The sequence below is a fragment of the Streptomyces sp. NC-S4 genome (assembly GCF_054353315.1).
Genome location: NZ_CM135937.1, coordinates 5,625,484 through 5,648,727, shown reverse-complemented (window position 1 = coordinate 5,648,727; position 23,244 = coordinate 5,625,484). Strand labels below are relative to the sequence as shown.

Sequence of the window (23,244 nt, the reverse complement as noted above, 5' to 3'; positions counted from 1 at the left end):
CCCGTGAGCGACACCCCATTCGGATTCGGCCTTCCGCCGGAGGAGCCGGAGAACGGCGACGATGGCAAGAAGAAGGGCGATCAGGGCGGTCAGGGCGGCCCGGCGAATCCCTTCGGGTTCCCCGGCATGGGTCTGCCGGGCGGGGCGGGCGCTCCCGGAGCGGACAACCCGTTCGCCGCGATGTTCGGCTCGATGAACCCGAACGACCTCGGTGCCGCCTTCCAGCAGCTCGGCCAGATGCTGAGCTACGAGGGCGGTCCCGTGAACTGGGACATGGCCAAGGACATCGCCCGCCGGACCGTCGCGCAGGGCACCGCGGACGGCGTGAAGGACACGAGCGTCGGCGTCGCCGAGAAGTCCGCCGTCGAGGAGGCCGTGCGCCTCGCCGACCACTGGCTGGACGGTGTGACCTCGCTGCCCTCCGGCGCCACCACGGCCGTGGCCTGGAGCCGCGCCGAGTGGGTCGAGGCGACCCTCCCGGTGTGGAAGGAGCTCGTGGACCCGGTCGCGGAGCGGGTCGGCGCGGCCATGGGCGGCGTGCTGCCCGAGGAGATGCAGGCCATGGCGGGCCCGCTGCTCGGCATGATGCGCTCCATGGGCGGTGCCATGTTCGGCCAGCAGATCGGCCAGGCCGTCGGCACCCTCGCGGGCGAGGTCGTCGGCTCGACGGACATCGGCCTGCCGCTGGGGCCGGCCGGGAAGGCCGCGCTGCTGCCGCTGAACATCGAGGGCTTCGGCAAGGACCTGGGCGTGCCCTCGGACGAGGTACGGCTCTACCTGGCCCTGCGCGAGGCCGCGCACGCCCGGCTCTTCGCCCACGTGCCGTGGCTGCGCTCGCACCTGTTCGGTGCGGTCGAGGGCTACGCCCGCGGCATCAAGGTCGACACCTCCAAGCTGGAGGACGTCGTCGGCCAGCTGGACCCGTCCAACCCGGAGCAGCTGCAGGAAGCCCTCCAGGGCGGCATGTTCCAGCCGCAGGACACCCCCGAGCAGAAGGCCGCCCTGGCCCGCCTGGAGACGGCGCTCGCGCTGGTCGAGGGCTGGGTCGACGCGGTGGTGCACGAGGCCGCCAAGCCCCGGCTGACCTCGGCGGACGCGATGCGCGAGACCATGCGGCGGCGGCGCGCCTCGGGCGGCCCGGCGGAGCAGACCTTCGCCACGCTGATCGGGCTGGAGCTGCGCCCGCGCCGGCTGCGCGACGCCTCGCGGCTGTGGGCCTCCCTCACGGACGCGCGCGGGGTCGACGGCCGCGACGGCCTCTGGGAGCACCCGGACATGCTGCCGACCGCCTCCGACCTGGACGACCCGGACGGCTTCGTGCACCGCGAGCAGCTGGACTTCTCCGAGATCGACAAGATGCTCGGCGAGGCCGCCGAGAAGCGCGAGCAGGACGGCGACGAGAAGAAGTGAGCCTGCACGAAGACGCGGTCCTCGTCCTGAAGGCGTACGAGGACCAGCCGGAGCTGCGCGACCTGTACCTGGAGCACCTGGCGGCCCACCCGGACGGGGTCTACAAGCCCTGCACGGCCGGGCACGTCACGGGCAGCGCGCTGGTGATCGACCCGGTGCGGGGGCGCGTCCTGCTGACCCTGCACAAGAAGCTCGGCATGTGGCTCCAGATGGGCGGCCACTGCGAGCCCGGTGACCGGACCCTCGCCGACGTGGCGCTGCGCGAGGCCCGTGAGGAATCGGGCATCGCGTCGGGGCTGACCCTGGTCGAAGGCGGGCCGGTGCGCCTGGACCGGCACGCGATCCCGGCTCCGTGCCACTGGCACCTGGACGTGCAGTACGCGGCGCTGGCCCCGGCCGGCGCGGAGGCGGAGATCAGCGAGGAGTCCCTGGACCTGCGCTGGTTCCCGTACGAGGAGGTGGCGGCGGTGGCCGACGCGTCCGTCGTACGGCTGCTGGAGGCGACCTTGGCCCGCCTCGGCGGCTGAGCCTCCAGCCCGCCGAGGCGGATGCGGCGAAGGGGCGGTCCCGTGCGGGCCGCCCCTTCGCCGTGCCGGGAGTGTCAGTTCCAGGCGTTGTTCTGGTTCTGCGCGTGGGAGCCGTGCTGGCCCATGCCGAACTGCGCGGCGACGCCCTGGCCGAGCTGGGCGTTCTGCGGCGGCAGCACCTCGCTGGGCTGCACCAGCGCGAAGCCGGTGCCGAGGAAGCTCAGCTCCCAGCCCTCCCCGGTGTTGCCGCGCCGCCGCCACACTCCGCTGGAGTGCGTCTGGGCCTGCATCTGGACGCGCAGCGAGGTGGACCAGGCCACGATCGCGTCCGCGTCGACGTTGACGTACTTGTCGGGCGTGACCTGCATCATCAGCGGCTGCCCGGAGGTCATCAGCGCGACCTTGCCGCGGCCGGAGATGTTGAGCTGGTACTTGCCCGAGCCGGAGATCCCGTACTGGCTGTCGACCGCGATGACCTCGGTGTGCAGGGTGGAGTCCAGGGCCAGCACGTAACTGCTGTCGACCGTGAGGCCGTCCTGGTCCACGTCCACGACGTGCACGTACTGGGCCAGGTTGGCCAGGTAGACCGTGCCCTGCCCGGAGCAGCGCATGAGGTCCAGGCCCTCGCCGGTGCGGCGGCGGGCGTTCCGCTGGCTGCTGCTCTGGTACTCGCCGTCGAAGTCGATGAGTCCCTGGTAGGCGACCATGGCGCCCTTGCGGGCGAGTACGTCGTCGGAGCCCGTCAGCGAGACCCGCAGCAGCTGCGGGTTCTGGATGGCGTACCGCTCCTGGGACTGCGCCTCGGCGTGGGCGAAAAGTGCGCTCTGCATGATGTGTCCGCTCCCCCTCAGCCCCGTGCCCGGAGCCGGTCGGTGCTGTCCTCGCTGGGCTGTACGACGACGATGCCCTGGCCGGAGAAGGCCATCTGGTAGGCCTCCCCGCTGCCCCGGCCGATCATCGACGAGGCCTTGAAGCTGCGCTTGCCCTTGACCTTGAGATTCGGCGACCAGGCGACGAGCGCGTCGGGGTCGACGTAGGTCTCGTCCTCACCGCGGCCGCAGTCGACCACGATCGGGGTGCCGCGGGAGGTCAGGGCGACCCACCCGGTGCCGGCGATCTGCACGTTGAACAGGCCCTGGCCGGCGAACTTGGCGAGGCCCTTGACCCGCTCGACGCCCCACTGGAGGTGTGCGTCGAAGGCGAGCAGGTTGGTGCCGTTGACCGAGAGCGAGTCGTTGTTGAGGTTGATGACGACCACGTCGGCGCCGTAGTCGGCCAGGTAGAGCAGGCCGTCGCCGGTGCACTTCATCAGCGGCGCGCCTTCGCCGGTGATCCACTGCGAGGCCATCTGGCGGACGGCCGGCGGGTTCGGCTCGTACTGGACGAAGCCCTCGTAGGCGACCATCGAGCCGGTACGGGCGAAGAGGTCCTGGCCGCTCTGCATGGCGACCTTGAGCATGGCCCGGCCGTGGTTCTCCATGCGGGCCGTGACGGGGGTCGGGGCGAAGCCCGCGAGTTGCTGGTTCATTGCGTTCATGTCGGGCTCCCTCAGACCTCGTACGGCTGGACGACGATGAAGTTGCCGGGAGCGCCGCGGAACTGGAGGTTCACGGTCTCCCCGCTGTGGCCGGGGTAGGCGTTGCGCCGCAGCCGGACCTGGCTGGAGATGATCACCTGCGAGGCGGCCGACCACGCCACGATGGCGTTGCTGTCCGCAAAGGTGGTCGGGGTGACGGGCAGGACCACCGGGACGCCGTGCGTCTTGACGATCACCGTGCCGGTGCCCTGGAACTGCATGGTGAACAGGGCGCCGCCGGGGATGCCGTGGCCCTCGATGCGGCGCACCTCGTGCTGGAGCGACTCGTCGAAGGCGAGGACGGCCTCGGCGGAGACGCAGATCGCGTCGCCCTGGAGCTCGATGGCGTGCAGGTGGGCGCCGTTCTCCGCGAGGAAGACCTGGCCCCGGCCGGTGCAGCGCATGAGCTGCATCTCCTGGCCGGTGGCGTTGCCGACGATGCGGCCGGCGAAGCCCGCGCCCTTGTAGCTGAAGTCGACCTTGCCCTGGTACAGGACCATGCTGCCCTGGCGGGCGAGGACGGCCTGGCCGCCCATCGACAGGTCGACGCGCATGAGCTGCTGGTTCTGCGGGGTCCAGCGGATGCCCGTGGGGGCTTCCTTGTACGGCTGCAGCGCGGCGGCGAGGCCCGCTCCGGCGGCCGCCTGCTGCGGCGCTTGCGCGTACTGCGGCGGCTGCTGGCCGAAGGCGGGCTGCTGCTGCCCGTACGGGGGCGGCTGCTGGCCGGGGACCTGGCCGTAGGAGGGCTGCTGCGGCGGCTGCCCGTAGGGCGCGGGGGCCGGCGCGGGCGGCGGCACCTGGCCGTAGGACGGCTGGGGCGGCTGCGGCGGCTGGCCGTACGGGGCGGGGGCCGGCGGGGCGAGCGGCGCGGCCATGGTGGGCGCGGCGTGCACCGGGGCCGGGGCCGCGGGCTGCTGGTACTGCGGCTGCGGGGCGGCACCGGGCACGGGCGCGCCGAAGGACGGCGCGGGGGCGGGGGCCTGCGGGGCCTGCTGGGCGGGGGCCGGGGCACCGAAGGCCGGGGCCGGGGCGGCCGCCTGCGGCGGCGGGGCGAACCCGGGCGCGGCGGCGGCCGGGGCCTGCTGCGCCGGCTGCTCGTCCTCGGCGACCTCGCCGCCGAAGTTCCGCAGCAGCGCGTCGAGCCCGCCGTCGAAGCCCTGGCCGACGGCGGCGAAGCGCCACACGTCCTTGAGGTAGAAGTCGCCGAGCATCACGGCCCGCTCGGTGGTGAACTCCGAGCCGGTGAAGGAGTACCGGACGACCTCTTCGCCGCCGGCCACGATCCGGATGTAGCCGGGGCCGATCTGCGACATCTGTCCGGCACCGTCGATGGTGGCGGTGAAGGACAGTTTGTGGATGGACGCCGGAATGCGGTCCAGCGTCACCCGGAAGGATTCGGTGTCGCCGGACTGCGCGCCGAGTTGCTGAATGGACTCTTCCGGCGACTTCGGCTGATTGAAGAAGACGAAGTAACGGTCGTCCGACAGCTGCTCGTTGGCGTCGAGGCCGAAACAGCTGATGTCGAAGGCGAGCCCGGATCCGGCGATCTGGACGCCTACGTACAGATCGGTGCCCGCGGTGAGATCACTGATCTTGGCCTTGTGGCCGCGTTGGAATTCCCTGGCCATACGTACGACCGTCCCCCATCCCGACTGTGAATGCGTGGCGCTCAGGCTAACGGCAATTGCCGACATCCGGCCAAGCCGGTACCGACCCGGTACAAAACACTGCGGGCGGCGCGGGGGGTGGGCGGGCCGGCCGGCGGGCTCATTCCTCGCGGGCGGCGGGGACCTTCGGCAGCCGCTCGGCGGCGACCACGCCCTCCAGGTAGCCGCGGGCCCGCTCGGTGCGCGGGTACGCCTCCAGCAGCTCCCAGAAGCGGGGTCCGTGGCCGGGCACGAGGAGGTGCGCCAGCTCGTGCAGGAGCACGTAGTCGACGACGTACTCGGGCATCCCCTGGAGCCGGTGCGAGAGCCGGATGCTGCCCTCGGCGGGGGTGCAGGAGCCCCAGCGGGTGTTCTGGTTGGTGACCCAGCGGACCGTGGTGGGGCGGGCGCGGCCGTCGAAGTACTGCTCGGACAGCTGCGCGGCCCGCTCGGTGAGTTCCGCGTCCCCGAAGGTGCGCCGGCTCTCCTGGGCGGCCAGCTTGTCGAGCATGACCCCGACCCAGCGCTGCTCCTCGGCCTCGGACATCCGCGCAGGGATGAGCACGACCGTACGGTCACCCTCGCGATAGGCGGATACGGTCCTGCGGCGGCGCGCGCTCCGGCGGACTTCGACGGCGCGCTGCGGTGGGTCGGCGGACACGCCACGACCGTACCCGGTCGCGGTGGCGGAAGTCCCGCCCGTCCGCGGTTCGAACACGAGGGATTCACAGCCGATTTCCGGAACCCCATTCCCCTTCATCTCATATGCCTAATAACTCGCACCTGTGGACAAAATTCGGCACGGATTCCGGCGGGCGGGCACTGTTGCGGAAGAACGGGAAACGGGCGGCGCGGGTGCGGTCGGGTGGCCACGGGTGCGCACGGGAAATCGAGGGGGACGCGACATGTATCCGAAGGTGAAGCCGGCGCTGGCGCGGGCGTGGCGGGATCTGCAGACGGTTCAGTTCGGGGTGACGCCCGCCCACGCGGTGGTGCTCGGCCCCGTGGACACGGCTACGGGCGCGCTGATCGACCGGATCGATGGGACCCGGGGGATGGAGCTGCTGCGGGCCGAGGCCACGGGAATGGGACTGCCGGACGGCCGGGCCGACGAGGTCGTCAGGACACTGGCGGGGGCAGGCCTGTTGGACGACGCCACGGCGGGCGGCCCGCGGGCCCAGGCCCTGCGGTCGCATCCGCAGGGCCTGGAACGGCTGGGGCCCGACCTGGGTTCGCTGTCCCTGGTCCACCGGGAGCCCGGCGGGGACCTACGGGGGCTCGCCGCCCGCCGGGCGATACGGGTCCGGGTGCGCGGGAGCGGCCGGGTGGGGGCCGTGATCGCCGCGGTCCTGGCGGGAGCCGGCGTGGGCCGGGTGGAGGTGCTCGACGGGGGCCGGGTGGAGCCGGCGGACGTGGCGCCGGGCGGGCTGGACCCCGGCAGCGTGGGCCGGCCGCGGGCCGAGTCCGCGGGCAGGCTGGTGCGCGAGTCCGCCCCGGGGCGCGCCCCGCGGGCCGGCGAGGACGCGGGGGCGGAGCCGGGACTGGCCCTGGTGGTGGTCGCGCCCCGGGACGGGCTGCACGCCTGGGCCCCGGATCCGGACATCGCGGCCGACTGGATCGCCTCGGGCATCCCCCACCTGTACGCGGGGGTGCTGGAGGGGACAGGGCTGGTGGGGCCGCTGGTGCTGCCGGGGTCGACGGCCTGCGCGGGGTGCATGGAGCGCGACCGCGTGGACCGGGACGCGGCCTGGCCGAGGATGCTCGTGCAGTGGCGTTCGGCCCACCGCCGCCGTGCGGGCGCGGCTTGCGACCTGGGCCTGTCCACGGCGGTGGCCGGGCTGGCCGCGGCCCACGCGCTGGCCTTCCTCGACGGACGGCTCCCCGCTTCCACGGCCTCCCGCTGGGAGGCGGCCCTCCCCGCCCTGCACTGGGAATCCACCCCAGTCCCCCCGCATCCCGACTGCCCCTGCGGGGCGGGCGGGCCGCCCGGGGCGGATCGGGCGGGAAGCAGCCGGGAGGGCCATGACAGGATGCGCTGAGGTTGTCGGGGCGGCGGAGCCCTTCCTGAGTCCGCCGTTCGCGGCGCAGCTGTCTGGGACATGGAGGGGCGTATGTCTGATCTTCCCCGGAAGGCGGTCACCCGTACGGTCAAGCTGGCGGCGCTGCCGCTCGGCATAGCGGGCCGGGTCACGTGGGGGCTGGGCAAGCGGATCGGGGGCAAGTCCGCGGAGATCGTGGCGCGCGAGCTCCAACAGCGCACCGCTGACCAGTTGTTCCGCACGCTCGGGGAGCTGAAGGGCGGTGCCATGAAGTTCGGGCAGGCCCTGTCGGTCTTCGAGTCGGCCTTGCCCGAGGAGGTCGCGGGACCGTACCGGGCGGCGCTGACCAAGCTGCAGGAAGCGGCTCCGCCGCTGCCCGCGGCGACGGTGCATCAGGTGCTGACGGACCGTCTCGGTGCCGACTGGCGGGACCTGTTCGAGGAGTTCGAGGACAAGCCGGCCGCGGCGGCCTCCATCGGTCAGGTGCACCGGGCGGTGTGGCACGACGGCCGGCAGGTGGCCGTCAAGGTCCAGTACCCGGGGGCCGGTGAGGCGCTGCTGTCGGACCTGAAGCAACTGGGCCGGTTCGCGGGGCTGCTGGGGCCGCTGATCCCCGGCATGGAGATCAAGCCGCTGATCAAGGAGCTCCGCGACCGGGTCGCGGAGGAACTCGACTACGAGCTGGAGGCCGAGGCCCAGCGGACGCACGCGGACGCCTTCGTGGACGACCCGGACGTGGTCGTGCCGGACGTCGTGCACCAGGGCGACCAGGTACTGGTGACCGAGTGGATGGAGGGGACCCCGCTGTCGGAGGTGATAGCCGACGGGACCCAGGAGGAGCGGGATCGTGCCGGACAGCTGCTGGCCGGGTTCCTGTTCTCCGGTCCGGCGCGCACCGGCCTGCTGCACGCGGACCCGCACCCGGGCAACTTCCGGCTGATACCGGGGGCGGACGGGCGGACGCGGCTGGGGGTCCTGGACTTCGGCACGGTCGACCGGCTGCCCGGTGGCTGGCCCAAGCCGATCGGCAGGTCGCTGCGGATGACGCTGGACGGTGACGCCGAGGGGGTCTACGGGCACCTGTGCGCCGAGGGATTCGTGAAGGAGTCCGTCGAGCTCGACCCCGACGCGGTGCTGGACTACCTGAAGCCGATCATCGAGCCCGCCGAGGCAGAGGAGTTCACCTTCACCCGGCCGTGGCTGCGCGGCCAGGCGGCGCGGATCGCCGATCCCCGCTCCCCCGCGCACCAGTTGGGCCGTCAGATCAACCTGCCGCCGTCCTACCTGCTGATCCACCGCGTGACGCTGAGCACCATCGGAGTGCTGTGCCAGCTGGGCGCGACGGTGCGGCTGCGGGACGAACTGGACACCTGGCTGCCGGGGTTCGCCTCCGCCGAGTGACCGCGCGGGCGCGTCACCACCAGGACGAATCGAGCCTGCCCTCGATCGCCCGGAGGTTGGCGCGCGCGCAGTCGACGCAGAAGTACTGTCTGGTCCCGTTCTCCACCGAGCAGGTCCAGGTGGGTGGGATCTCGCCCGGGGCCTTCGCGCCACAGCCCGCGCAGACGACGGGCTGGGCCTCGGATCCCGACGGGCCGGGATGGGGAGTCGGCTGGTCCACCTCCAGACGATATCCCCGCCCGCCCCGGACAGCCCGCGCAACGCACCGGCCGAAGGGCTCGCCGCAGGCCGGTCGGTGGGGGAACGCGGACAGGCGTCGGCCCCCATCGCCCGGGGTCCGGGTGATGGGGGCCGACGCCTGCTGTTCCTTCAGCTCTTACTGCATGACGGCCATGGCCAGCGCGCGCCGGGCGCGCATGGAGACGCGCTCGGCACGCCGCTGCATGCGGCGGGCGGCGACCAGGCGCAGGGCGTGACGCTCGGCGTCCACCTCACGCATGCGCTCGTCCATATGGGCGCGAGCCAGGGCTTCTGGGATGAGTTGCATTTCGCGGGTCCTGTTCTGACGCGAGGTGATCGCGCCGGCGGTGATGAAGTCTGCGTGGGCGGCGCCGTGGGGCTGCTCGCTCGTGGTGTAGGAGGTCATGGGGGCCTGCTTCAGGGGGTCGTGCGTCAGGGGGCGGTCGATGGTTCCGATGGCGGTCATGCCGTGACAACCGGGTTCTTGCGCGGACGGCCACGGGGACGCTTGCGGGCGACGACGACACCCTGGACGAAGAGCTCGCCACCCCAGACACCCCAGGGCTCGCGGCGCTCGACCGCCCCGGCGAGGCAGGCCTCGACCAGCGGGCAGGTGCGGCAGAGGGACTTGGCGTACTCGACGTCGGCCGGGGACTCGGCGAAGAAGACCTCGGGGTCGAAGGTGCGGCAGGGGACGGGCACGCCGAGGTTCTCGATGGCGTCGTCGAGCGCGGTCAGCGCGGTGAGCGGGGTCAAGGTGTGGTCCTCCGGGACTGCGGGCGGGGAGATCATTTGGGTCTGCGGTACGGACGGGGCGTGCGCTTCGAGTTGCACGGTGTTTTCTTCCTCGTCTTGTTCGGCTAGTCGTTCCGGCCGGTCGGCCGGGTTCGGCTGGTACCTGACTGCCAGTCCCGTGGCCCCTTCGCTCCGTCGTCCCTGTTCGGGACAAACAGAAGGGCCGCGGATCCCGGGTGGGGTTCCGCGGCCCTGAAGGCGCCGGCCTGATCATGCGATCAGGCTGGATCACTCCAGGGTTCGAGCCCGCGGAAGGCCCACATCAGGTGGTGCTGCTGCTTCGTCTGCTTCTTCTGGGATCCGGCACCGGCTGCGGCAGCGAATCCATAGGCGCCATGCGTCTGCGCTTCTGCCGCCAGTACTGCCACCGGTGCCTTGGTCGGTCGCTCATTGCGCTCACTGACCGGAAGGATCGCCAGCAGGGCGGGGCGGTCGGCGGAAATCGCGGACGCACCGGTACCCAGGAGGGAGACGGAACCGAGCAGGCAGGAAGCGTCGACCGAGCGATCGGTCATTTTGGTGAAGGTCATGAAGCTGGTCACTGGTCTCGCCTCCTCTCGGCGTCTCGGGGACTCGGCCCGGGGGCCTGTCCCATACGTATTCGGATAAGTACAGCACGGATCCCGGGCTTCGGAGAAGCCACCGTTTCCGTTGCTAAGAACCTATGGGTCTTCGCTGGGCATGTGCAAACTATTTTTCCGACGAGTTTCTACGCGTCGTCAGGATGCCCGGCCGCAACCTCTTGACCTGCGCAGATGGCCAGGACGTCGGCTCCGTACCGGTCAAGCTTACGGCCGCCCACTCCGGAGATCATCGACAGCTCCCCCTCCTCGGACGGCGAGGCCTCCGCGATGGCCATCAGCGTCTTGTCCGTGAAGACGCAGTAGGCGGGCAGTCCTTGCTCCTTCGACCGGGCCGCACGCCAGTCCCGCAGCCGCTCGTAGAGGCCTTCGTCCATGTCGGACGGGCAGTCCTCACAGCGCATCAGCTTCAGCTCGCCGGCCTCGGTCAGGGTCTTGCCGCAGACCCGGCACAGCGCCGGACCGCGGCGGACGCGCCCCCGCGCCCCTCGCTCGGCCGTGGAGCCCGCCGCGGCCCCCCGGGCCGCGGAGCCCGGCCGCAGGCCGTTCAGGAAGCGGCTGGGGCGCCTGGAGGCCCGGCCGCCGGGGGCGCGGGAGACCGCCCAGGACAGGCTCAGGTGGATCCGCGCCCGGGTGACGCCGACGTAGAGCAGCCGCCGTTCCTCCTCGACCTGCTCGTCGGTCTTCGCATAGGTGATCGGCATCATGCCGTCGGTGAGGCCGACGAGGAAGACGGCGTCCCACTCCAGACCCTTCGCCGCGTGCAGCGAGGCCAGGGTGACGCCCTGGACGGTCGGGGCGTGCTGGGCGGCCTTGCGCTCGTCCAGCTCGATCGTGAGGTCCGCCAGGGTGGCCCCGGGCCGGGTCCGGGCGAAGTCCTCGGCGAGCCGGACCAGCGCGGCCAGCGATTCCCACTGGTCGCGCACGGCACCGGAGCCGGCGGGCGGCTCGGTGCTCCAGCCGGTGGAGCTGAGCACCGCCCGGACCTGGGAGCCCAGCTCCACGACGTCGTCGAGCAGCGGGTCGTTGCCGCCGGAGCGGGCGGCTCCGCGCAGCGCGAGGATCGCCTTCTGGACCTCCTGGCGCTCGAAGAACCGCTCGGCTCCGCGCAGCTGGTAGGGGACCCCGGCGTCGGCGAGGGCCTGCTCGTAGACCTCGGACTGGGCGTTGATGCGGAAGAGCACGGCGATCTCGCCCGCCGGGACGCCCGCCGCGATCAGGTCGCGGATCCGGCGGGCGACGCCCTCGGCCTCGGCGGGCTCGTCCGGGTACTCGGCGTAGACGGGGTCGGGGCCGGTCTCGCGCTGCGAGATCAGCTCCAGGCGGTGCTCGGCGGCGCGGCCCTTGGCCTGGTTCAGGAGCCCGTTGGCCAGATGGACCACCTGGGGGGTGGAGCGGTAGTCGCGGACCAGCTTGACCACCGTGGCCTGCGGGTAGCGGGTGCGGAAGTTCAGCAGGTGGTCGGGGGTGGCTCCGGTGAAGGAGTAGATGGTCTGGCTGGCGTCACCGACGACGCAGAGGCTGTCGCGCTCGCCGAGCCACAGGTCCAGCAGCCGCTGCTGGAGCGGGCTGACGTCCTGGTACTCGTCGACGACGAAGTGCTGGTACTGGGTGCGGATCTGCTCGGCGATGTCGTGCCGGTCCTGGAGGATGCCGACGGTCAGGAGCAGCACGTCCTCGAAGTCGATCATGCCGCGGTCGCGCTTGAGCTGTTCGTACGTCCCGTAGATCTGGGCGATCTCGGCCAGGTCCCGGGGGGCCTCGCGGCCCGCCTTGAGGGCCGCCACCGGGTAGTCGGCGGGCACGGTCTGGGTGACCTTCGCCCATTCGATCTCGCCCGTGACGTCGCGCAGCTCGTTGCGGTCGAGCCGGATCCGGCAGCGCGCACCGGCCTCGGCGACGAACTGGATCTTGCGCTCCAGCAGCCGGGGCACCTCACCGCCGACCGCCTTCGGCCAGAAGTACTGCAGCTGGCGCAGGGCCGCGGAGTGGAAGGTGCGGGCCTGGACCCCGCCCGCGCCCAGGGTGCGCAGGCGTCCGCGCATCTCGCCCGCGGCGCGGTTGGTGAAGGTGACGGCGAGCACACTGGCCGGCATGAGCTGCCCGGACCGGACGCCGTAGGCGATCCGGTGGGTGATCGCGCGGGTCTTGCCGGTACCGGCGCCCGCCAGCACGCACACCGGCCCGCGCAGGGTCGTCGCGACCTCGCGCTGCTCCGGGTCGAGGCCCAGGAGCACCGCGTCGGCCGAGTCGGCGGAGGAGGCGGGTCCACCCGGGAACGATGAGGAGTGCGTTGCTGCTGTCACCCCGCCATGCTGCCAGGTCCCGTGAGCCGGGCGGGAAAATTGTCCACAGGCGGCACGTATCAGTCGTATCAGTCACACCGGGTGCGCCGGGGTGACCGTACGGGAATGGCCCCGGGGTCCCGTACGTTCGAGTACTCGGACCACCGAGCCCTCACGAAGGAGAGCGCAGCATGCAGGACACGGGCACCGTCACGATGTACAGCACGACCTGGTGCGGCTACTGCCGTCGGCTGAAGACCCAGCTGGACCGGGAAGGCATCGCGTACAACGAGATCAACATCGAGCTCGACCCGGAGTCCGCCGCGTTCGTGGAGAAGGCCAACGGCGGCAACCAGACGGTTCCCACCGTCCTCGTGAAGTCCGCCGCGGGCAGTGAGTCCGTCATGACGAACCCGAGCCTGGCCCAGGTCAAGCAGGCCCTCGCCGTCTGACCGGCCCCGGGAACGAGCACAGCGGACACAGCGGAGGGCTCCCGCCCAGGCGGGGGCCCTCCGCTGTGACGAAGGTTACGCGGCCGCCTTCGGCAGCGGCTCGCCGTACCAGAGCTCGACCAGCCGGGCGGCGATGGAGATCCCCGACGGGGGCAGCACCTCGCCCGACGCGAACGCCGCGCGCAGCTCCTCGCGGGAGAACCAGCGGGCCTCCTCGATCTCCTCGCCGTCCACCGTGATCTCCGAGGTGGTGGCGCGGGCCCGGAAGCCCAGCATCAGGCTGTACGGGAAGGGCCACGGCTGACTGGCCACGTACTCGACCTCGCCGACGCGGACGCCCGCCTCCTCCCACACCTCGCGGATGACGGACTGTTCTATGGACTCGCCCGGCTCCACGAACCCCGCCAGCGTGGAGAAGCGGCCCTCCGGCCAGTGCACCTGGCGGCCGAGCAGGGCACGGTCGTGCTCGTCCGTGACCAGCATGATCACGGCCGGGTCCGTGCGCGGGTAGTGCTCGGCGCCGCAGCCCGGGCAGCGGCGGATGTGCCCGGCGGCCGCGACCACCGTGCGCTCGCCGCAGCGCGAGCAGAAGCGGTGCATCCGCTGCCAGTTCTCCAGCGCCACCGCGTGCACCATCAGCCCCGCGTCGCGCGGGGACAGCAGCAGTCCGGCCTCGCGCAGGCCGGCCGGGCGGGCCGACTGGTCCATGCGGCCCGGCAGCGCGTCCTTCTGCAGCGCGAAGTACCGTACGCCGTCCTCGTCGGTGCCCAGGAAGTAGCGGTGGGTCTCGGTGACCGGGGCCTCGAAGGCCGGGGTCATCACGATCCCGGTGCCGCCGTCGGGGGTGTCGTCGATCAGGACCTGACCGCCGGAGACGACGAAGACACGGGTCGTGGGGTGGCTCCAGGCCGCGGCGAGCCACGCCTCGTCGAGGCGGTGGTGCGCGGCGCGGTCGATCCCGCTGGGCGCGGCGAGCGAAAGAGGGCGCTCGGTGAGAGGGCGCTCGGTATGGGTGCTCACAGGTACTTCCAACTCCCCCGGTGGTGGGACAGGCAGGCTCGGTACGGCAGGTGTGTGCGTCGGGTGTCAGGCGGTGGTTCGGTGGTGGGCGGCCAGGTCTCCCCAGAGGTACGCGGTGGTCTCGACGCCCTTGAGCAGGAGGTCCAGCTCGACCTTCTCGTTCGGTGAGTGCCAGCCGTCGGACGGTACGGAGATGCCGAGGAAGAGGACGGGCGCGTCCAGGACGTCCTGGAGGTCCGCCGCGGGGCCGGAGCCGCCCTCGCGCGTGAAGCGGATCTTCTCGCCGAATGCGCGGCCCATGGCCCGGACGACCGACTGCAGGGCCGGGTGGTCCAGCGGGGTCAGGCAGGGGCGGGTCGGTGCGCCGAAGGTGATGGAGTGGCGGATCCCGTCCGGAACGGCGGCCGCGACCCAGTCCCTGACGGCCGCCTCGATCTCGTACGGGTCCTGCCCGGACACCAGGCGGAACGACAGCTTCAGGTGGGCGGAGGCGGGCACGATGGTCTTGCCGCCGGGGCCCTGGTAGCCGCCGCCGATGCCGTTGACCTCGGCCGTGGGCCGGGCCCAGACGCGCTCCAGCGTGGAGTACCCGGCCTCGCCCGCGGCCGCGTGGGACTTGGCCGTGCGCAGCCACTCGGACTCGTCGAAGGGCAGCTCGGCGATGAGCGCGCGCTCCGCGTCCGTCAGCTCGGCGATGTTGTCGTAGAAGCCGGGGACCGTGACCCGTCCGTCGGCGTCGTGCAGGGCCGCGACCAGGCGGGCGGCGACGGTGGCCGGGTTGGGCACGGCCCCGCCGAAGGCGCCGGAGTGGATGTCCTGGTCCGGGCCGTGGAAGTCGATCTCGCAGTCGGCGACGCCGCGCATGCCGGTGCAGACGGTGGGGGTGGTCTCGGACCACATGCCGGTGTCGGAGACGATCACGACGTCGGCGGCGAGCTCGGCGGCGCGGGCCTGGACGAGATCGCGGAAGTTCGGGGAGCCGGACTCCTCCTCGCCCTCGATGAGGAGCTTGAGGTGGACGGCGGGGGCGGCGGCGCCGGTGGCCGCCAGGTGCGCCCGCACCCCGAGGGTGTGGAAGAACACCTGTCCCTTGTCGTCGGCGGCGCCGCGCCCATACATGCGGCCGTCCCGGATCACCGGCTCGAAGGGGTCGGTGTGCCAGCCGTCGGCGAGGGCGGCGGGCTGCACGTCGTGGTGTCCGTACACGAGGACGGTCGGGGCGTGCGGGTCCTCGCTCGGCCAGTGCGCGAAGACGGCGGGCGCGCCGGGGGTCTCCCACACCTCGGCGACCGGGAAGCCGGTCTCCTTGAGCTTGGCCGCGAGCCATTCGGCGCTGCGGCGTACGTCGCCCGCGTGCTCGGGCTGGGCCGAGACGGAGGGGATGCGGAGCCACTCGGCGAGGTCGTCGAGGAAGGCGGCGCGGTGGGTGTCGATGTACGTGCGGACGGCGCTGTCCGGCGGGGTGTCGCTCATGCCCCGAGCCTAGCCGTCCGCCCGGTGGTCACCGTCCGGGTCCTGATCTCCTTGGAGGATCCGCTCAAGGCGGGCCCGGTCCGGGAGGTTGCGGGGGCGGATCACCCGGCCGCTGCGGACGTGCAGGAAGGCGGCGGAGACCCGGTCGAGCGGGGTGTTCGTGGCCTCGGCCCAGGCCACGCGGTAGACGGCGAGCTGGAGGGGATCGGCCGCGGTGGTGCGGCCGGTCTTCCAGTCGACGATCTCGTACGAGCCGTCCTCGTTGCGGTAGACGGCGTCGATCCGGCCGCGCACGACGCGGCCGGCGAGGGTGAGCTGGACCGGGGCCTCCATGCGGTGCGGGGGCCGGTCCGCGTACGGGCTGCGCTCGAAGGCGGCCTTGAGGGAGTCGAGGTCGGCCTCGTCGGCGATCTCCTGGTCGGAGCCGGCGCCGGGGAGGTCCGCGACGGGGTCGAGGACGTCGAGGAACGGCAGCGGCAGCTCGTCGAACCGGGACTCGACCCAGGCGTGGAACCGGGTGCCCTGGCGGGCGGCCGGCTGCGGCGGCTTGGGCATGGGGCGGGCGAGGTCGCGTACGAAGCCCTGCTCGTCGGCGGCGAGCCGGAGCAGCTGGCTGGCGGACAGGGCGGACGGCAGCTCGACGTCGCGGACGGCCGCGCGGGCACGGCGGAGCTCGCCCTCGAGGGCGTCGAGATCACGGTCCCAGGAGGCGACGGCGCGGGCCTCTTCGGGAACCAGGTCGCCGCCGGCGGGGTCGGCCGTCACGGGACGCGGATGCGACACGGCCGCGCGGGCGCCGGTGGTGGCCTCCCCGGCCCACGGATCGTCCTCCTCCGGTACGGACGGCCCCCGGGCGGGGGCGGCCTCGTCGGCCCACAGGTCGTCGCCCTCCGGGAGACGCTGCTCCCCGGCGGGGCCGGTGGGCACGGCTGCGCCGGGCCGGGCTTCGGGTGCGGGCCACGTGCCGGCCGCAGGCCCGTAGGGGCCGTCGGACCAGGCCCGGGCATTGGGCTCGGAAGGCCCGGTGGCCGTGACCGGGGGCCCGGAGGGCCAGGGGTCGTCGGCGGGGTCCGGTTCCCACGGGTCTTCGTCCGGCCACGGATCGTCGCAGTCCGGGGGCCAGAGGTACTCGTCCTGCGCCGGGGGCGGGGCCGCCAGGTAGGACTCCACCAGGGCGGCCGCCGCACGGCGCAGGGCGAGGGAGTGCGGGTCGAGCGGGAGGGGCCACGAGTGGTCCGGGGCGGACTCCCCGGACAGCGCCGGGTTCTCGGCGGTGGGGTCGGGCTCTTCCGCCCAGGCCTCGATCTCGCCGAAACCGTCCGCGCAGTGCTCGTACAGGGCTTCGAGGAACCGGGACGGGCCGCGGCGCTTCTTCTGGCTCGGGCCCCACCAGTGGCCCGAGGCCAGCAGCAGGGAGCGCGGCCGGGTGAAGGTCACGTAGCCGAGGCGGAGCTCCTCCACCGACTTGTGGTCCTTGAGCGCGGCCTTGAAGGACTTCAGGCCCGCCGAGGTCCAGGCCGGGTCCCCGGGCAGGGTGGGGGCGTCGCCGCGCAGCGCGTACGGGAGCACCTTCGCGTACGAGGTCCAGGCCTCCGGCGGCTTCTCCTTCGGGAAGGCGCCCGCGCACAGGTCCGGGACCACCACGACGTCCCACTCCAAGCCCTTGGACTTGTGGGCGGTGAGCACCTTGACCGTGTTCTCGCCGCCGGGCAGGGCGTGGTCCAGGCCCTTCTCGTACTGGGCGGCCGTGCGCAGGAACGCCAGGAAGGCCAGCAGCGTGGCCTCGCCGTCGAGGGCGGCGAAACCGGCCGCCACGTCCATGAAGTTCGACAGGGTCTCGCGGCGGCGGGCCGCCAGCGCGTGCGGGGAGGCCGACAGCTCCACCTCCAGGCCGGTGGCGGTCAGCACCCGGTGCAGGACGTCCATCAGCGGGTCCGCGAGGGAGCGCCGCAGGTCGCGCAGCTCCTGGGCGAGGTGCGCGAAGCGGATCCGGGCATCCGCCGAGAAGGGGAGGTCGTCCGGGGCCTGTCCGGCGCCGTCGAGGAAGGTCTCCAGGGCGTCGGCCAGCGACACGATCTCCGCCGGGTCCACGCCCTCCACGGCCGCCGCGAGGCGTTCGTCCGGGTCGGCCCCGGCGGGCGCGCGGCCCACGAGGAGCCGCGCCCGGCGGCCCAGCAGGGCCAGGTCGCGGGCGCCGATCCGCCAGCGCGGGCCGATCAGCAGCCGGACCAGGGAGGCGTTGGCGCCCGGGTCCTGGAGTACCTCGCAGACGGCGACGAGGTCGGCGACCTCGGGCAGGTGCAGCAGACCGGAGAGCCCGACGACCTCCACCGGCACGTCCCGGTCAACGAGCACGGCCTGGATCTGCGCGAAGTCCCCGGCCGAGCGGCACAGTACGGCGATCTCGCGCGGCTCCGTCCCGGTGCGGACCAGGTGGGCGACGGAGTCGGCGAGCCAGTCGAGCTCCTGCGCGTGGGTCTCCAGCAGTGCGCAGCGGACCTGTCCGGCGGCCTCCGCGCCTGGCGCCGGACGCAGTGCCTCCACGCCCTCGTGCATGGCGCGCAGCGGGGCGGCGAGCCCGTTGGCGAGGTCCAGCAGCCGGCCGCCGCTGCGCCGGTTCTCGCTGAGGGAGAGCCGGGTGGCGGGGGTCCCGTCGGCGTGCGGGAAGTGCTCGGGGAAGTCGTCGAGGTTGGCGACGGAGGCCCCGCGCCAGCCGTAGATCGCCTGGCAGGGGTCGCCCACGGCGGTCACCGCGTGACCGGAGCCCGCGCCGAAGAGGCCGGAGAGCAGGAGCCGCTGGGCGACGGAGGTGTCCTGGTACTCGTCGAGCAGGACCACCCGGAACTCCTCGCGGAGCAGTGCGCCGACCTCGGGCCGGGTGGTGGCGAGCTGGGCGGAGAGGGCTATCTGGTCGCTGAAGTCGAAGAGGTCGCGGGAGCGTTTGGCGGCGCGGTAGCGGACGACCAGTTCCAGCAGTTCGAGGCGGCCGCGGACGGCCTCCGGGACCTTGCGGAGGTCCTCGTTGGTGAGCTTGGTGTCGGCGAGGACGTCCAGCAGCTCGGTGTCGTGGAGGCGCAGCCGCTCGGGCTCGACGAGGTGCTCGGAGAGTTCCCCGTCGAGCGCGAGGAGGTCGCCGACCAGGTCGGGGACGGACTTGGTGAGGGAGGGGTACGGGCCGGGGGCCTCGCGCAGCACCTTCGCGGCGAGCTGGAAGCGGGTGGCGTCGGCCAGCAGCCGGGAGCTGGGCTCCAGGCCGATGCGCAGGCCGTGGTCCTTCAGGAGCTGTCCGGCGAAGGCGTGGTAGGTGGAGATGCGGGGCTCGCCGCCGGCCGCGTCGGCGTCGGCCGGGGAGGGGTCCGGGTCGGTGATGCCGGCCCGTGCGAGGGCCTTGCGCACGCGCTCGGACAGTTCTCCGGCGGCCTTGTTGGTGAAGGTCAGGCCGAGCACCTGCTCGGGCGCGACCGCGCCGGTGCCGACGAGCCAGACGACGCGGGCGGCCATGACGGTGGTCTTGCCGGAGCCGGCGCCCGCGACGACGACCTGGGGGGCGGGCGGGGCGGTGACGCAGGCCATCTGCTCGGGCGTGAAGGGGATCCCGAGGAGCTCCTTGAGCTGCTCGGGGTCGGAGAGGGCGGGCGGACGCGCGGGCACGTAAAAAGGCTAGCCGCCCCCACCGACAGCCCGGACCGCCGAGCGCCCGGCGACCGGCGAGGGCCGGCCGGCGGGCGGCGACCGGAGACCTGCGGGCGCGCGCGACGGGCGGGCGGCGGGCTCACTCGACCGTCTGGCGGCCCTCCGGGCGGGCGCTGCACGAGCTGCGGAAGGAGCAGTGGTCGCAGTGACGGCCCGCGGCGGGCGCGAACCGCTCGTCCAGGACCCGGCCCGCGGCGGTGGCCAGCAGGTCGCCGACCCACTCCCCGTCGAGCGGCTGCTGGGCCTGCACCTTGGGCACCGTGTCGCCGCCCTCGCGGACCGCGGCGCCTTGGCGGAGCTGGACGAGCTCGGCGCCGCCGGGCGCGGGGCGCAGGCCGTCGAAGACCTCGTCGACGGCGCCCTCGCGCACGGCGAGCTGGTAGACGGCGAGCTGGGGGTGGCGGGCGACCTCGTCCTTGGTGGGCGCCGACTTGCCGGTCTTGAAGTCGACGACGTACGCGCGCCCTTGCGGGTCCGCTTCGACCCGGTCCATGGAGCCCCGGATACGGACGGCGACCTCACCGGCTTCGAGTGTGACGTCGAACTCGTGCTCCGTGGCCACGGCCTCGCGGCCGCCCCGGTCGGTGGTGTGCCAGCGCAGGAAGCGCTCCAGGGCGGCTCGGGCGTTGTCCTTCTCCTGGCGGGACTTCCAGGGGGCGTCGAAGGCGAGGGCGTCCCACACCGAGTCGAGGCGTTCCATGAGGACGGCCAGGTCGGCGGGGGTACGGCCGGAGGCGACCTCGTCGGCGAGGACGTGGACGACGTTGCCGAAGCCCTGGGCGGCGGTGGAGGGGGTGTCGGCCTTGACCTCGCGGCCGAGGAACCACTGGAGGGAGCAGGTGTTGGCGAGCTGCTCCAGGGCGCTGCCGGACAGGGCGACGGGCCGGTCCCGGTCGCGGAGGGGGACGCTGCTGCGGGTGGGCTCGTACAGGCCCCACCAGCGCTGCGGGTGCGCGGCGGGGACCAGCGGGCGGTCCTCGTCGTCGGTGAGCGCGGCGAGGCGGGCGAGGCGGCGGGCGGCCGCGTCGCGCAGGGCGGGCGAGGCGCCGGGGTCGACGGTGGTGGCGCGCAGCTCGGCGACGAGCGCGGCGACGGCGAGGGGTCGGCGGGGGCGGCCGGTGACGTCCCGCGGGGGGACGCCGAGCTCGGTGAGGAAGCGGGAGGGCTGGTCGCCGTCTTCGGCGGGGGCCTTGACGGCGGTGACGACGAGCCGGTCGCGGGCGCGGGTGGCGGCTACGTAGAACAGCCGGCGCTCCTCGGCGAGCAGGGCGCCGGGGGTGAGGGGCTCGGCGAGGCCGTCGCGGCCGATGCGGTCGGCCTCCAGGAGGGAGCCGCGGCGGCGGAGGTCGGGCCACAGGCCCTCCTGGACGCCGGCGACGACGACGAGGGACCACTCCAGTCCCTTGGAGCGGTGGGCCGTCATCAGCCGGACGGCGTCGGGGCGGGTGGCGCGGGCCGTCAACGTGTCGGCGGCGATGTCCTCCGCCTCCAGCTGTTCGAGGAAGTTGAGCGCGCCGCTGCCGCCGGTGCGTTCCTCGGCGCGGGCGGCGGTGTCGAAGAGGGCGCAGACGGCGTCGAGGTCGCGGTCGGCGTTGCGGCCGGCCGCGCCACCGCGGCGGGCCTGGCGTTCCAGCCGGTCGGGCCAGGGGGTGCCGTCCCAGAGGATCCACAGGGCCTCTTCGGCGGTGCCGCCGCCCTGGAGGAGCTCCCGGGCCTTGCGCAGGAGCAGGCCGAGGCGCTGCGCGCCGCGGGCGTGGGCGGGGTCGTGCGCGGTGAGGCGCTCGGGCTCGGCGAGGGCGCGGGCGAGCAGGACGTCGGAGGGCGCGGGCACCTTGACGCCCGCGGCGCGCTCCTCGTCGCGCAGGGCGCGGCCGAGCCGCCGCAGGTCGGCGGCGTCCATCCCGCCGAGGGGGGAGGCGAGCAGGGTGAGGGCGGCCTCGACGGTGACGCCACCGGCGAGGTCGCCGAAATCCCCCGCACCCGCTGCGTCGGCCCCGGCCCGCTCCTGCGGAGCGTCCGGCAACACGTCGGCGGCGGCTTCGGAGCTCCGCCCCGGCCCCGGGCCGCCAAGGCCTGCGGGCTGACCCGGGCCGTCGGCGGGCGCGGCGGGGCTCGGCACCGGAGCCGGCTCGGCGAGGCCTGCGGGCTGCGCCGGGGCATCGGCGGGCGCGGCGGGACCGGTGGGCAGAGCGGGGCTCGCTCCCGGCCCCTGGCCGCCAAGGCCTGCGGCCTGCCCCGGGCCGTCGGTGGGCGCGGGGCTCGGCCCCGGTCCCGGCTCGCCGAGGTCGGCGGCTTGCCCCGGGCCATCGGCGGACGCGGCGGGACCGGTGGGCACAGTGGGGATCCGCCCTGGGGTCGGCTCGCCGAGGTCGGCGGCCTGCGCCGGCCCATCGGCGGGCGCGGCAGGGCTCGCCCCCGGACCGGGCACGCCGAGGCCCGCGGGCTGCCCCGGGCCGTCGGCGGGCGCGGCGGGGCTCGGCTCCCGGTCAGGCGCAGCATGGCCCGCGGCGGCTTCGGGGCTCGGCACCGGTCCCGGCTCGGCGAGGTCGGGGGGCGTGGTCGGGGGGTGTTCCGGGCCGGGTTCGGTGACCGGTGCTGCCGTGGCGGCGGTGGCTGCGGCGCGCAGGGCCGTCAGGAGGGGGGCGACCGCCGGTTCGTGGCGCAGGGGGGTGTCCGCGCCGTCCGTTTCGACCGGGACTCCCGCCGAGATCAGGGCGCGGCGCATCGCCGGGAGGGTGCGGCCGCCCGCGCGGACCAGGACGGCCATCTGCTGCCAGGGCACCCCGTCCTCCAGGTGCGCCCGCCGCAGGATGTCGGCGATGTTGTCCAGCTCGGCGCCCGCCGTCGGGTACGTGAAGACCTCCACCCGCCCGCCCTCCCGCGCCGGCGTGAGGTTCCGGTGCGCGCGGACCGCCTCGGCCGGCAGTCGCGGGACCGGCATCCGGGTGGTGAGCAGCCGGGTGGCCGCCAGCAGGGCCGCGCCGGAGCGGCGGCCGACGGTGAGGGCCTCGACCCGCGCGCCGGGGAAGGCCGACCCGAAGTCCAGGACGTTGTTGATGTCGGCGCCGCGGAAGGCGTAGATCGACTGGTCGGGATCGCCGAAGGCGACCAGCGTGCCGCCCGGGCCGGTCAGGGCGCGCAGCAGCCGCAGCTGCGAGGCGTCCGTGTCCTGGTACTCGTCGACGAAGATCGCGTCGTAGGCGGAGGCGAGGGACGGCGTGCGTTCCGCGAGGAGCACCGCCCGGTGCAGGAGTTCCGCGTAGTCCAGCGTGCCCTGCATGTCGAGGACGTCGAGGTACTCGGAGAGGAAGGCCGCCGCCGCCTTCCAGTCCGGGCGGCCGATGCGTTCGGCGAACGAGGAGAGGGCCTGCGGCCCGAGGCCCAGTTCGCGGGCGCGGGCGAGCACCGCCCGGACCTCGTCGGCGAACCCGCGCGTGGTCAGCGCGGCCCGCAGGTCGTCCGGCCACCGGATGGAGCGGATCCGGCGCTGGCCCTCCAGGAGGGTGCGGACCATCACGTCCTGCTCGGGGCCGGACAGCAGCCGCAGCGGGTCGGCGAAGAGGTCGGTGTCCTGGTGGGCGCGGACGAGCCCGTAGCAGAAGGAGTGGAAGGTGGTGGCCTGCGGAGCGCGCGAGCCGCCGAGGCGCAGGGCGGTCCGGTCGCGCAGTTCCACCGCCGCCTTGCGGCTGAAGGTGAGGATGAGGATCCGGGCGGGGTCGGTGCCCGCTTCCACCCGGGCGGTGACTGCCTCGACCAGCGTGGTCGTCTTCCCGGTGCCCGGTCCGGCGAGGACCAGCAGTGGTCCGCGGGTGTGGTCAACCACAGCCCGCTGCGCTGCGTCCAGCACAGGGGGATCCACCCGTTCCGGCCCGGTGCGCACGAGGCGGTACGCGTCGGGGGTCCGCGTACGCCGCCGTTCGGTGCGGTCGGAGGAAGAGGTGATCACGTGGGGTGCCGGTCCTGGTGGGTCTGCGGGGTGGGGCGGTGCTGCCGTGACGGCTCGCGCGGAAGCCGCCGCGGAAGCCGAAGAGGCAACGCTACGGCAACCGGCCGACGGCGCGCAGTCTCCCCGGGTACCACGGACGGGCGTTCGGCCCGTCGCCCGA

18 protein-coding genes are annotated in these 23,244 nt (G+C 73.7%); 5 read left to right on the top strand and 13 right to left on the bottom strand.

Translation table 11 applies throughout. The annotated features are described in order from the left end of the window. The first annotated feature begins 3 nt into the window (after window positions 1-3). Together ACXNSR_RS25580 and ACXNSR_RS25575 are read left to right on the top strand one after the other, a co-directional pair. Window positions 4-1,410 (top strand): zinc-dependent metalloprotease, encoded by a 1,407-nt coding sequence (locus ACXNSR_RS25580; protein ID WP_458637787.1) that lies wholly within the window; start codon window positions 4-6, stop codon window positions 1,408-1,410. Beyond that, entirely contained in the window at window positions 1,407-1,937 is a 531-nt protein-coding gene (locus ACXNSR_RS25575) for an NUDIX hydrolase (protein ID WP_458637786.1), read from the top strand. Before ACXNSR_RS25580 ends, ACXNSR_RS25575 begins: the two co-directional genes overlap by 4 nt. A gap of 74 nt (window positions 1,938-2,011) precedes the next feature. On the opposite strand, the gene ACXNSR_RS25570 is transcribed toward ACXNSR_RS25575, so the two are convergent. The 4 genes from ACXNSR_RS25570 to ACXNSR_RS25555 form a co-directional block, all read right to left on the bottom strand. Further along, window positions 2,012-2,767, bottom strand: a complete 756-nt coding sequence (locus ACXNSR_RS25570; protein WP_458637785.1) for an AIM24 family protein — start codon at window positions 2,765-2,767, stop codon at window positions 2,012-2,014. A gap of 17 nt (window positions 2,768-2,784) precedes the next feature. After that, on the bottom strand, window positions 2,785-3,465 hold the full coding sequence (locus tag ACXNSR_RS25565; protein ID WP_030011152.1) for an AIM24 family protein: 681 nt from the start codon (window positions 3,463-3,465) through the stop codon (window positions 2,785-2,787). 20 nt (window positions 3,466-3,485) lie between these two features. Then, window positions 3,486-5,141, bottom strand: a complete 1,656-nt coding sequence (locus ACXNSR_RS25560) for a TerD family protein (RefSeq protein ID WP_458637784.1) — start codon at window positions 5,139-5,141, stop codon at window positions 3,486-3,488. Window positions 5,142-5,280: 139 nt separating this feature from the next. After that, window positions 5,281-5,919, bottom strand: a complete 639-nt coding sequence (locus tag ACXNSR_RS25555; protein ID WP_458637783.1) for a M48 metallopeptidase family protein — start codon at window positions 5,917-5,919, stop codon at window positions 5,281-5,283. A 145-nt stretch (window positions 5,920-6,064) separates the two neighbouring features. Here ACXNSR_RS25555 and ACXNSR_RS25550 point away from each other — a divergent pair, with 145 nt between their 5' ends. Together ACXNSR_RS25550 and ACXNSR_RS25545 are read left to right on the top strand one after the other, a co-directional pair. Further along, a complete protein-coding gene (locus ACXNSR_RS25550; protein WP_458637782.1) occupies window positions 6,065-7,198 on the top strand; it encodes a ThiF family adenylyltransferase in 1,134 nt (377 codons plus the stop codon). 72 nt (window positions 7,199-7,270) lie between these two features. After that, window positions 7,271-8,599, top strand: coding sequence for an ABC1 kinase family protein (locus tag ACXNSR_RS25545; protein ID WP_458637781.1), 1,329 nt, complete (start codon window positions 7,271-7,273; stop codon window positions 8,597-8,599). 13 nt (window positions 8,600-8,612) lie between these two features. On the opposite strand, the gene ACXNSR_RS25540 is transcribed toward ACXNSR_RS25545, so the two are convergent. From ACXNSR_RS25540 to ACXNSR_RS25520, 5 genes are all read right to left on the bottom strand, one after another. Next, complete coding sequence (locus ACXNSR_RS25540; RefSeq protein ID WP_189732681.1) at window positions 8,613-8,819, bottom strand: hypothetical protein; 207 nt, start codon at window positions 8,817-8,819, stop codon at window positions 8,613-8,615. A gap of 156 nt (window positions 8,820-8,975) precedes the next feature. After that, window positions 8,976-9,305 (bottom strand): hypothetical protein, encoded by a 330-nt coding sequence (locus tag ACXNSR_RS25535; RefSeq protein ID WP_458637780.1) that lies wholly within the window; start codon window positions 9,303-9,305, stop codon window positions 8,976-8,978. Continuing rightward, window positions 9,302-9,673, bottom strand: coding sequence for a WhiB family transcriptional regulator (locus tag ACXNSR_RS25530; protein WP_030010480.1), 372 nt, complete (start codon window positions 9,671-9,673; stop codon window positions 9,302-9,304). Before ACXNSR_RS25530 ends, ACXNSR_RS25535 begins: the two co-directional genes overlap by 4 nt. 179 nt (window positions 9,674-9,852) lie before the next feature. After that, on the bottom strand, window positions 9,853-10,176 hold the full coding sequence (locus tag ACXNSR_RS25525; RefSeq protein ID WP_458637779.1) for a hypothetical protein: 324 nt from the start codon (window positions 10,174-10,176) through the stop codon (window positions 9,853-9,855). A 167-nt stretch (window positions 10,177-10,343) separates the two neighbouring features. Further along, window positions 10,344-12,521 (bottom strand): ATP-dependent DNA helicase UvrD2, encoded by a 2,178-nt coding sequence (locus ACXNSR_RS25520; protein WP_458637778.1) that lies wholly within the window; start codon window positions 12,519-12,521, stop codon window positions 10,344-10,346. A 170-nt stretch (window positions 12,522-12,691) separates the two neighbouring features. Here ACXNSR_RS25520 and ACXNSR_RS25515 point away from each other — a divergent pair, with 170 nt between their 5' ends. Next, on the top strand, window positions 12,692-12,952 hold the full coding sequence (locus tag ACXNSR_RS25515) for a mycoredoxin (RefSeq protein WP_030011087.1): 261 nt from the start codon (window positions 12,692-12,694) through the stop codon (window positions 12,950-12,952). Window positions 12,953-13,027: 75 nt separating this feature from the next. Here the strand turns inward: ACXNSR_RS25515 and nudC are convergent, their stop codons facing one another. The 4 genes from nudC to ACXNSR_RS25495 all read right to left on the bottom strand — a co-directional run bounded on the left by nudC (window position 13,028) and on the right by ACXNSR_RS25495 (window position 23,084). Further along, complete coding sequence (gene nudC, locus ACXNSR_RS25510) at window positions 13,028-13,984, bottom strand: NAD(+) diphosphatase (protein ID WP_327383388.1); 957 nt, start codon at window positions 13,982-13,984, stop codon at window positions 13,028-13,030. Between the two features lie 54 nt (window positions 13,985-14,038). Next, the gene (locus ACXNSR_RS25505) at window positions 14,039-15,445 is read right to left on the bottom strand and encodes a dipeptidase (RefSeq protein ID WP_458637777.1); all 1,407 of its coding nucleotides are present in this window, start codon (window positions 15,443-15,445) and stop codon (window positions 14,039-14,041) included. 9 nt (window positions 15,446-15,454) lie between these two features. Next, complete coding sequence (locus ACXNSR_RS25500) at window positions 15,455-19,096, bottom strand: UvrD-helicase domain-containing protein (protein WP_458637776.1); 3,642 nt, start codon at window positions 19,094-19,096, stop codon at window positions 15,455-15,457. 121 nt (window positions 19,097-19,217) lie between these two features. Then, window positions 19,218-23,084 carry a UvrD-helicase domain-containing protein gene (locus ACXNSR_RS25495; RefSeq protein WP_458637775.1) on the bottom strand — a complete coding sequence of 1,289 codons (3,867 nt, stop codon included), beginning with the start codon at window positions 23,082-23,084 and terminating at the stop codon, window positions 19,218-19,220. Window positions 23,085-23,244 lie beyond the last annotated feature (160 nt).

Excerpts from the sequence above, each read along its gene's own strand:
- ACXNSR_RS25570 (WP_458637785.1), bottom strand. The coding sequence starts at position 2,767 with ATGCAGAGCGCACTTTTCGCCCACGCCGAGGCGCAGTCCCAGGAGCGG.
- ACXNSR_RS25565 (WP_030011152.1), bottom strand. The coding sequence starts at position 3,465 with ATGAACCAGCAACTCGCGGGCTTCGCCCCGACCCCCGTCACGGCCCGC.
- ACXNSR_RS25560 (WP_458637784.1), bottom strand. The coding sequence starts at position 5,141 with ATGGCCAGGGAATTCCAACGCGGCCACAAGGCCAAGATCAGTGATCTC.
- ACXNSR_RS25555 (WP_458637783.1), bottom strand. The coding sequence starts at position 5,919 with ATGAAGGGGAATGGGGTTCCGGAAATCGGCTGTGAATCCCTCGTGTTC.
- ACXNSR_RS25550 (WP_458637782.1), top strand. The coding sequence starts at position 6,065 with ATGTATCCGAAGGTGAAGCCGGCGCTGGCGCGGGCGTGGCGGGATCTG.
- ACXNSR_RS25545 (WP_458637781.1), top strand. The coding sequence starts at position 7,271 with ATGTCTGATCTTCCCCGGAAGGCGGTCACCCGTACGGTCAAGCTGGCG.
- ACXNSR_RS25535 (WP_458637780.1), bottom strand. The coding sequence starts at position 9,305 with ATGACCGCCATCGGAACCATCGACCGCCCCCTGACGCACGACCCCCTG.
- ACXNSR_RS25515 (WP_030011087.1), top strand. The coding sequence starts at position 12,692 with ATGCAGGACACGGGCACCGTCACGATGTACAGCACGACCTGGTGCGGC.
- ACXNSR_RS25505 (WP_458637777.1), bottom strand. The coding sequence starts at position 15,445 with ATGAGCGACACCCCGCCGGACAGCGCCGTCCGCACGTACATCGACACC.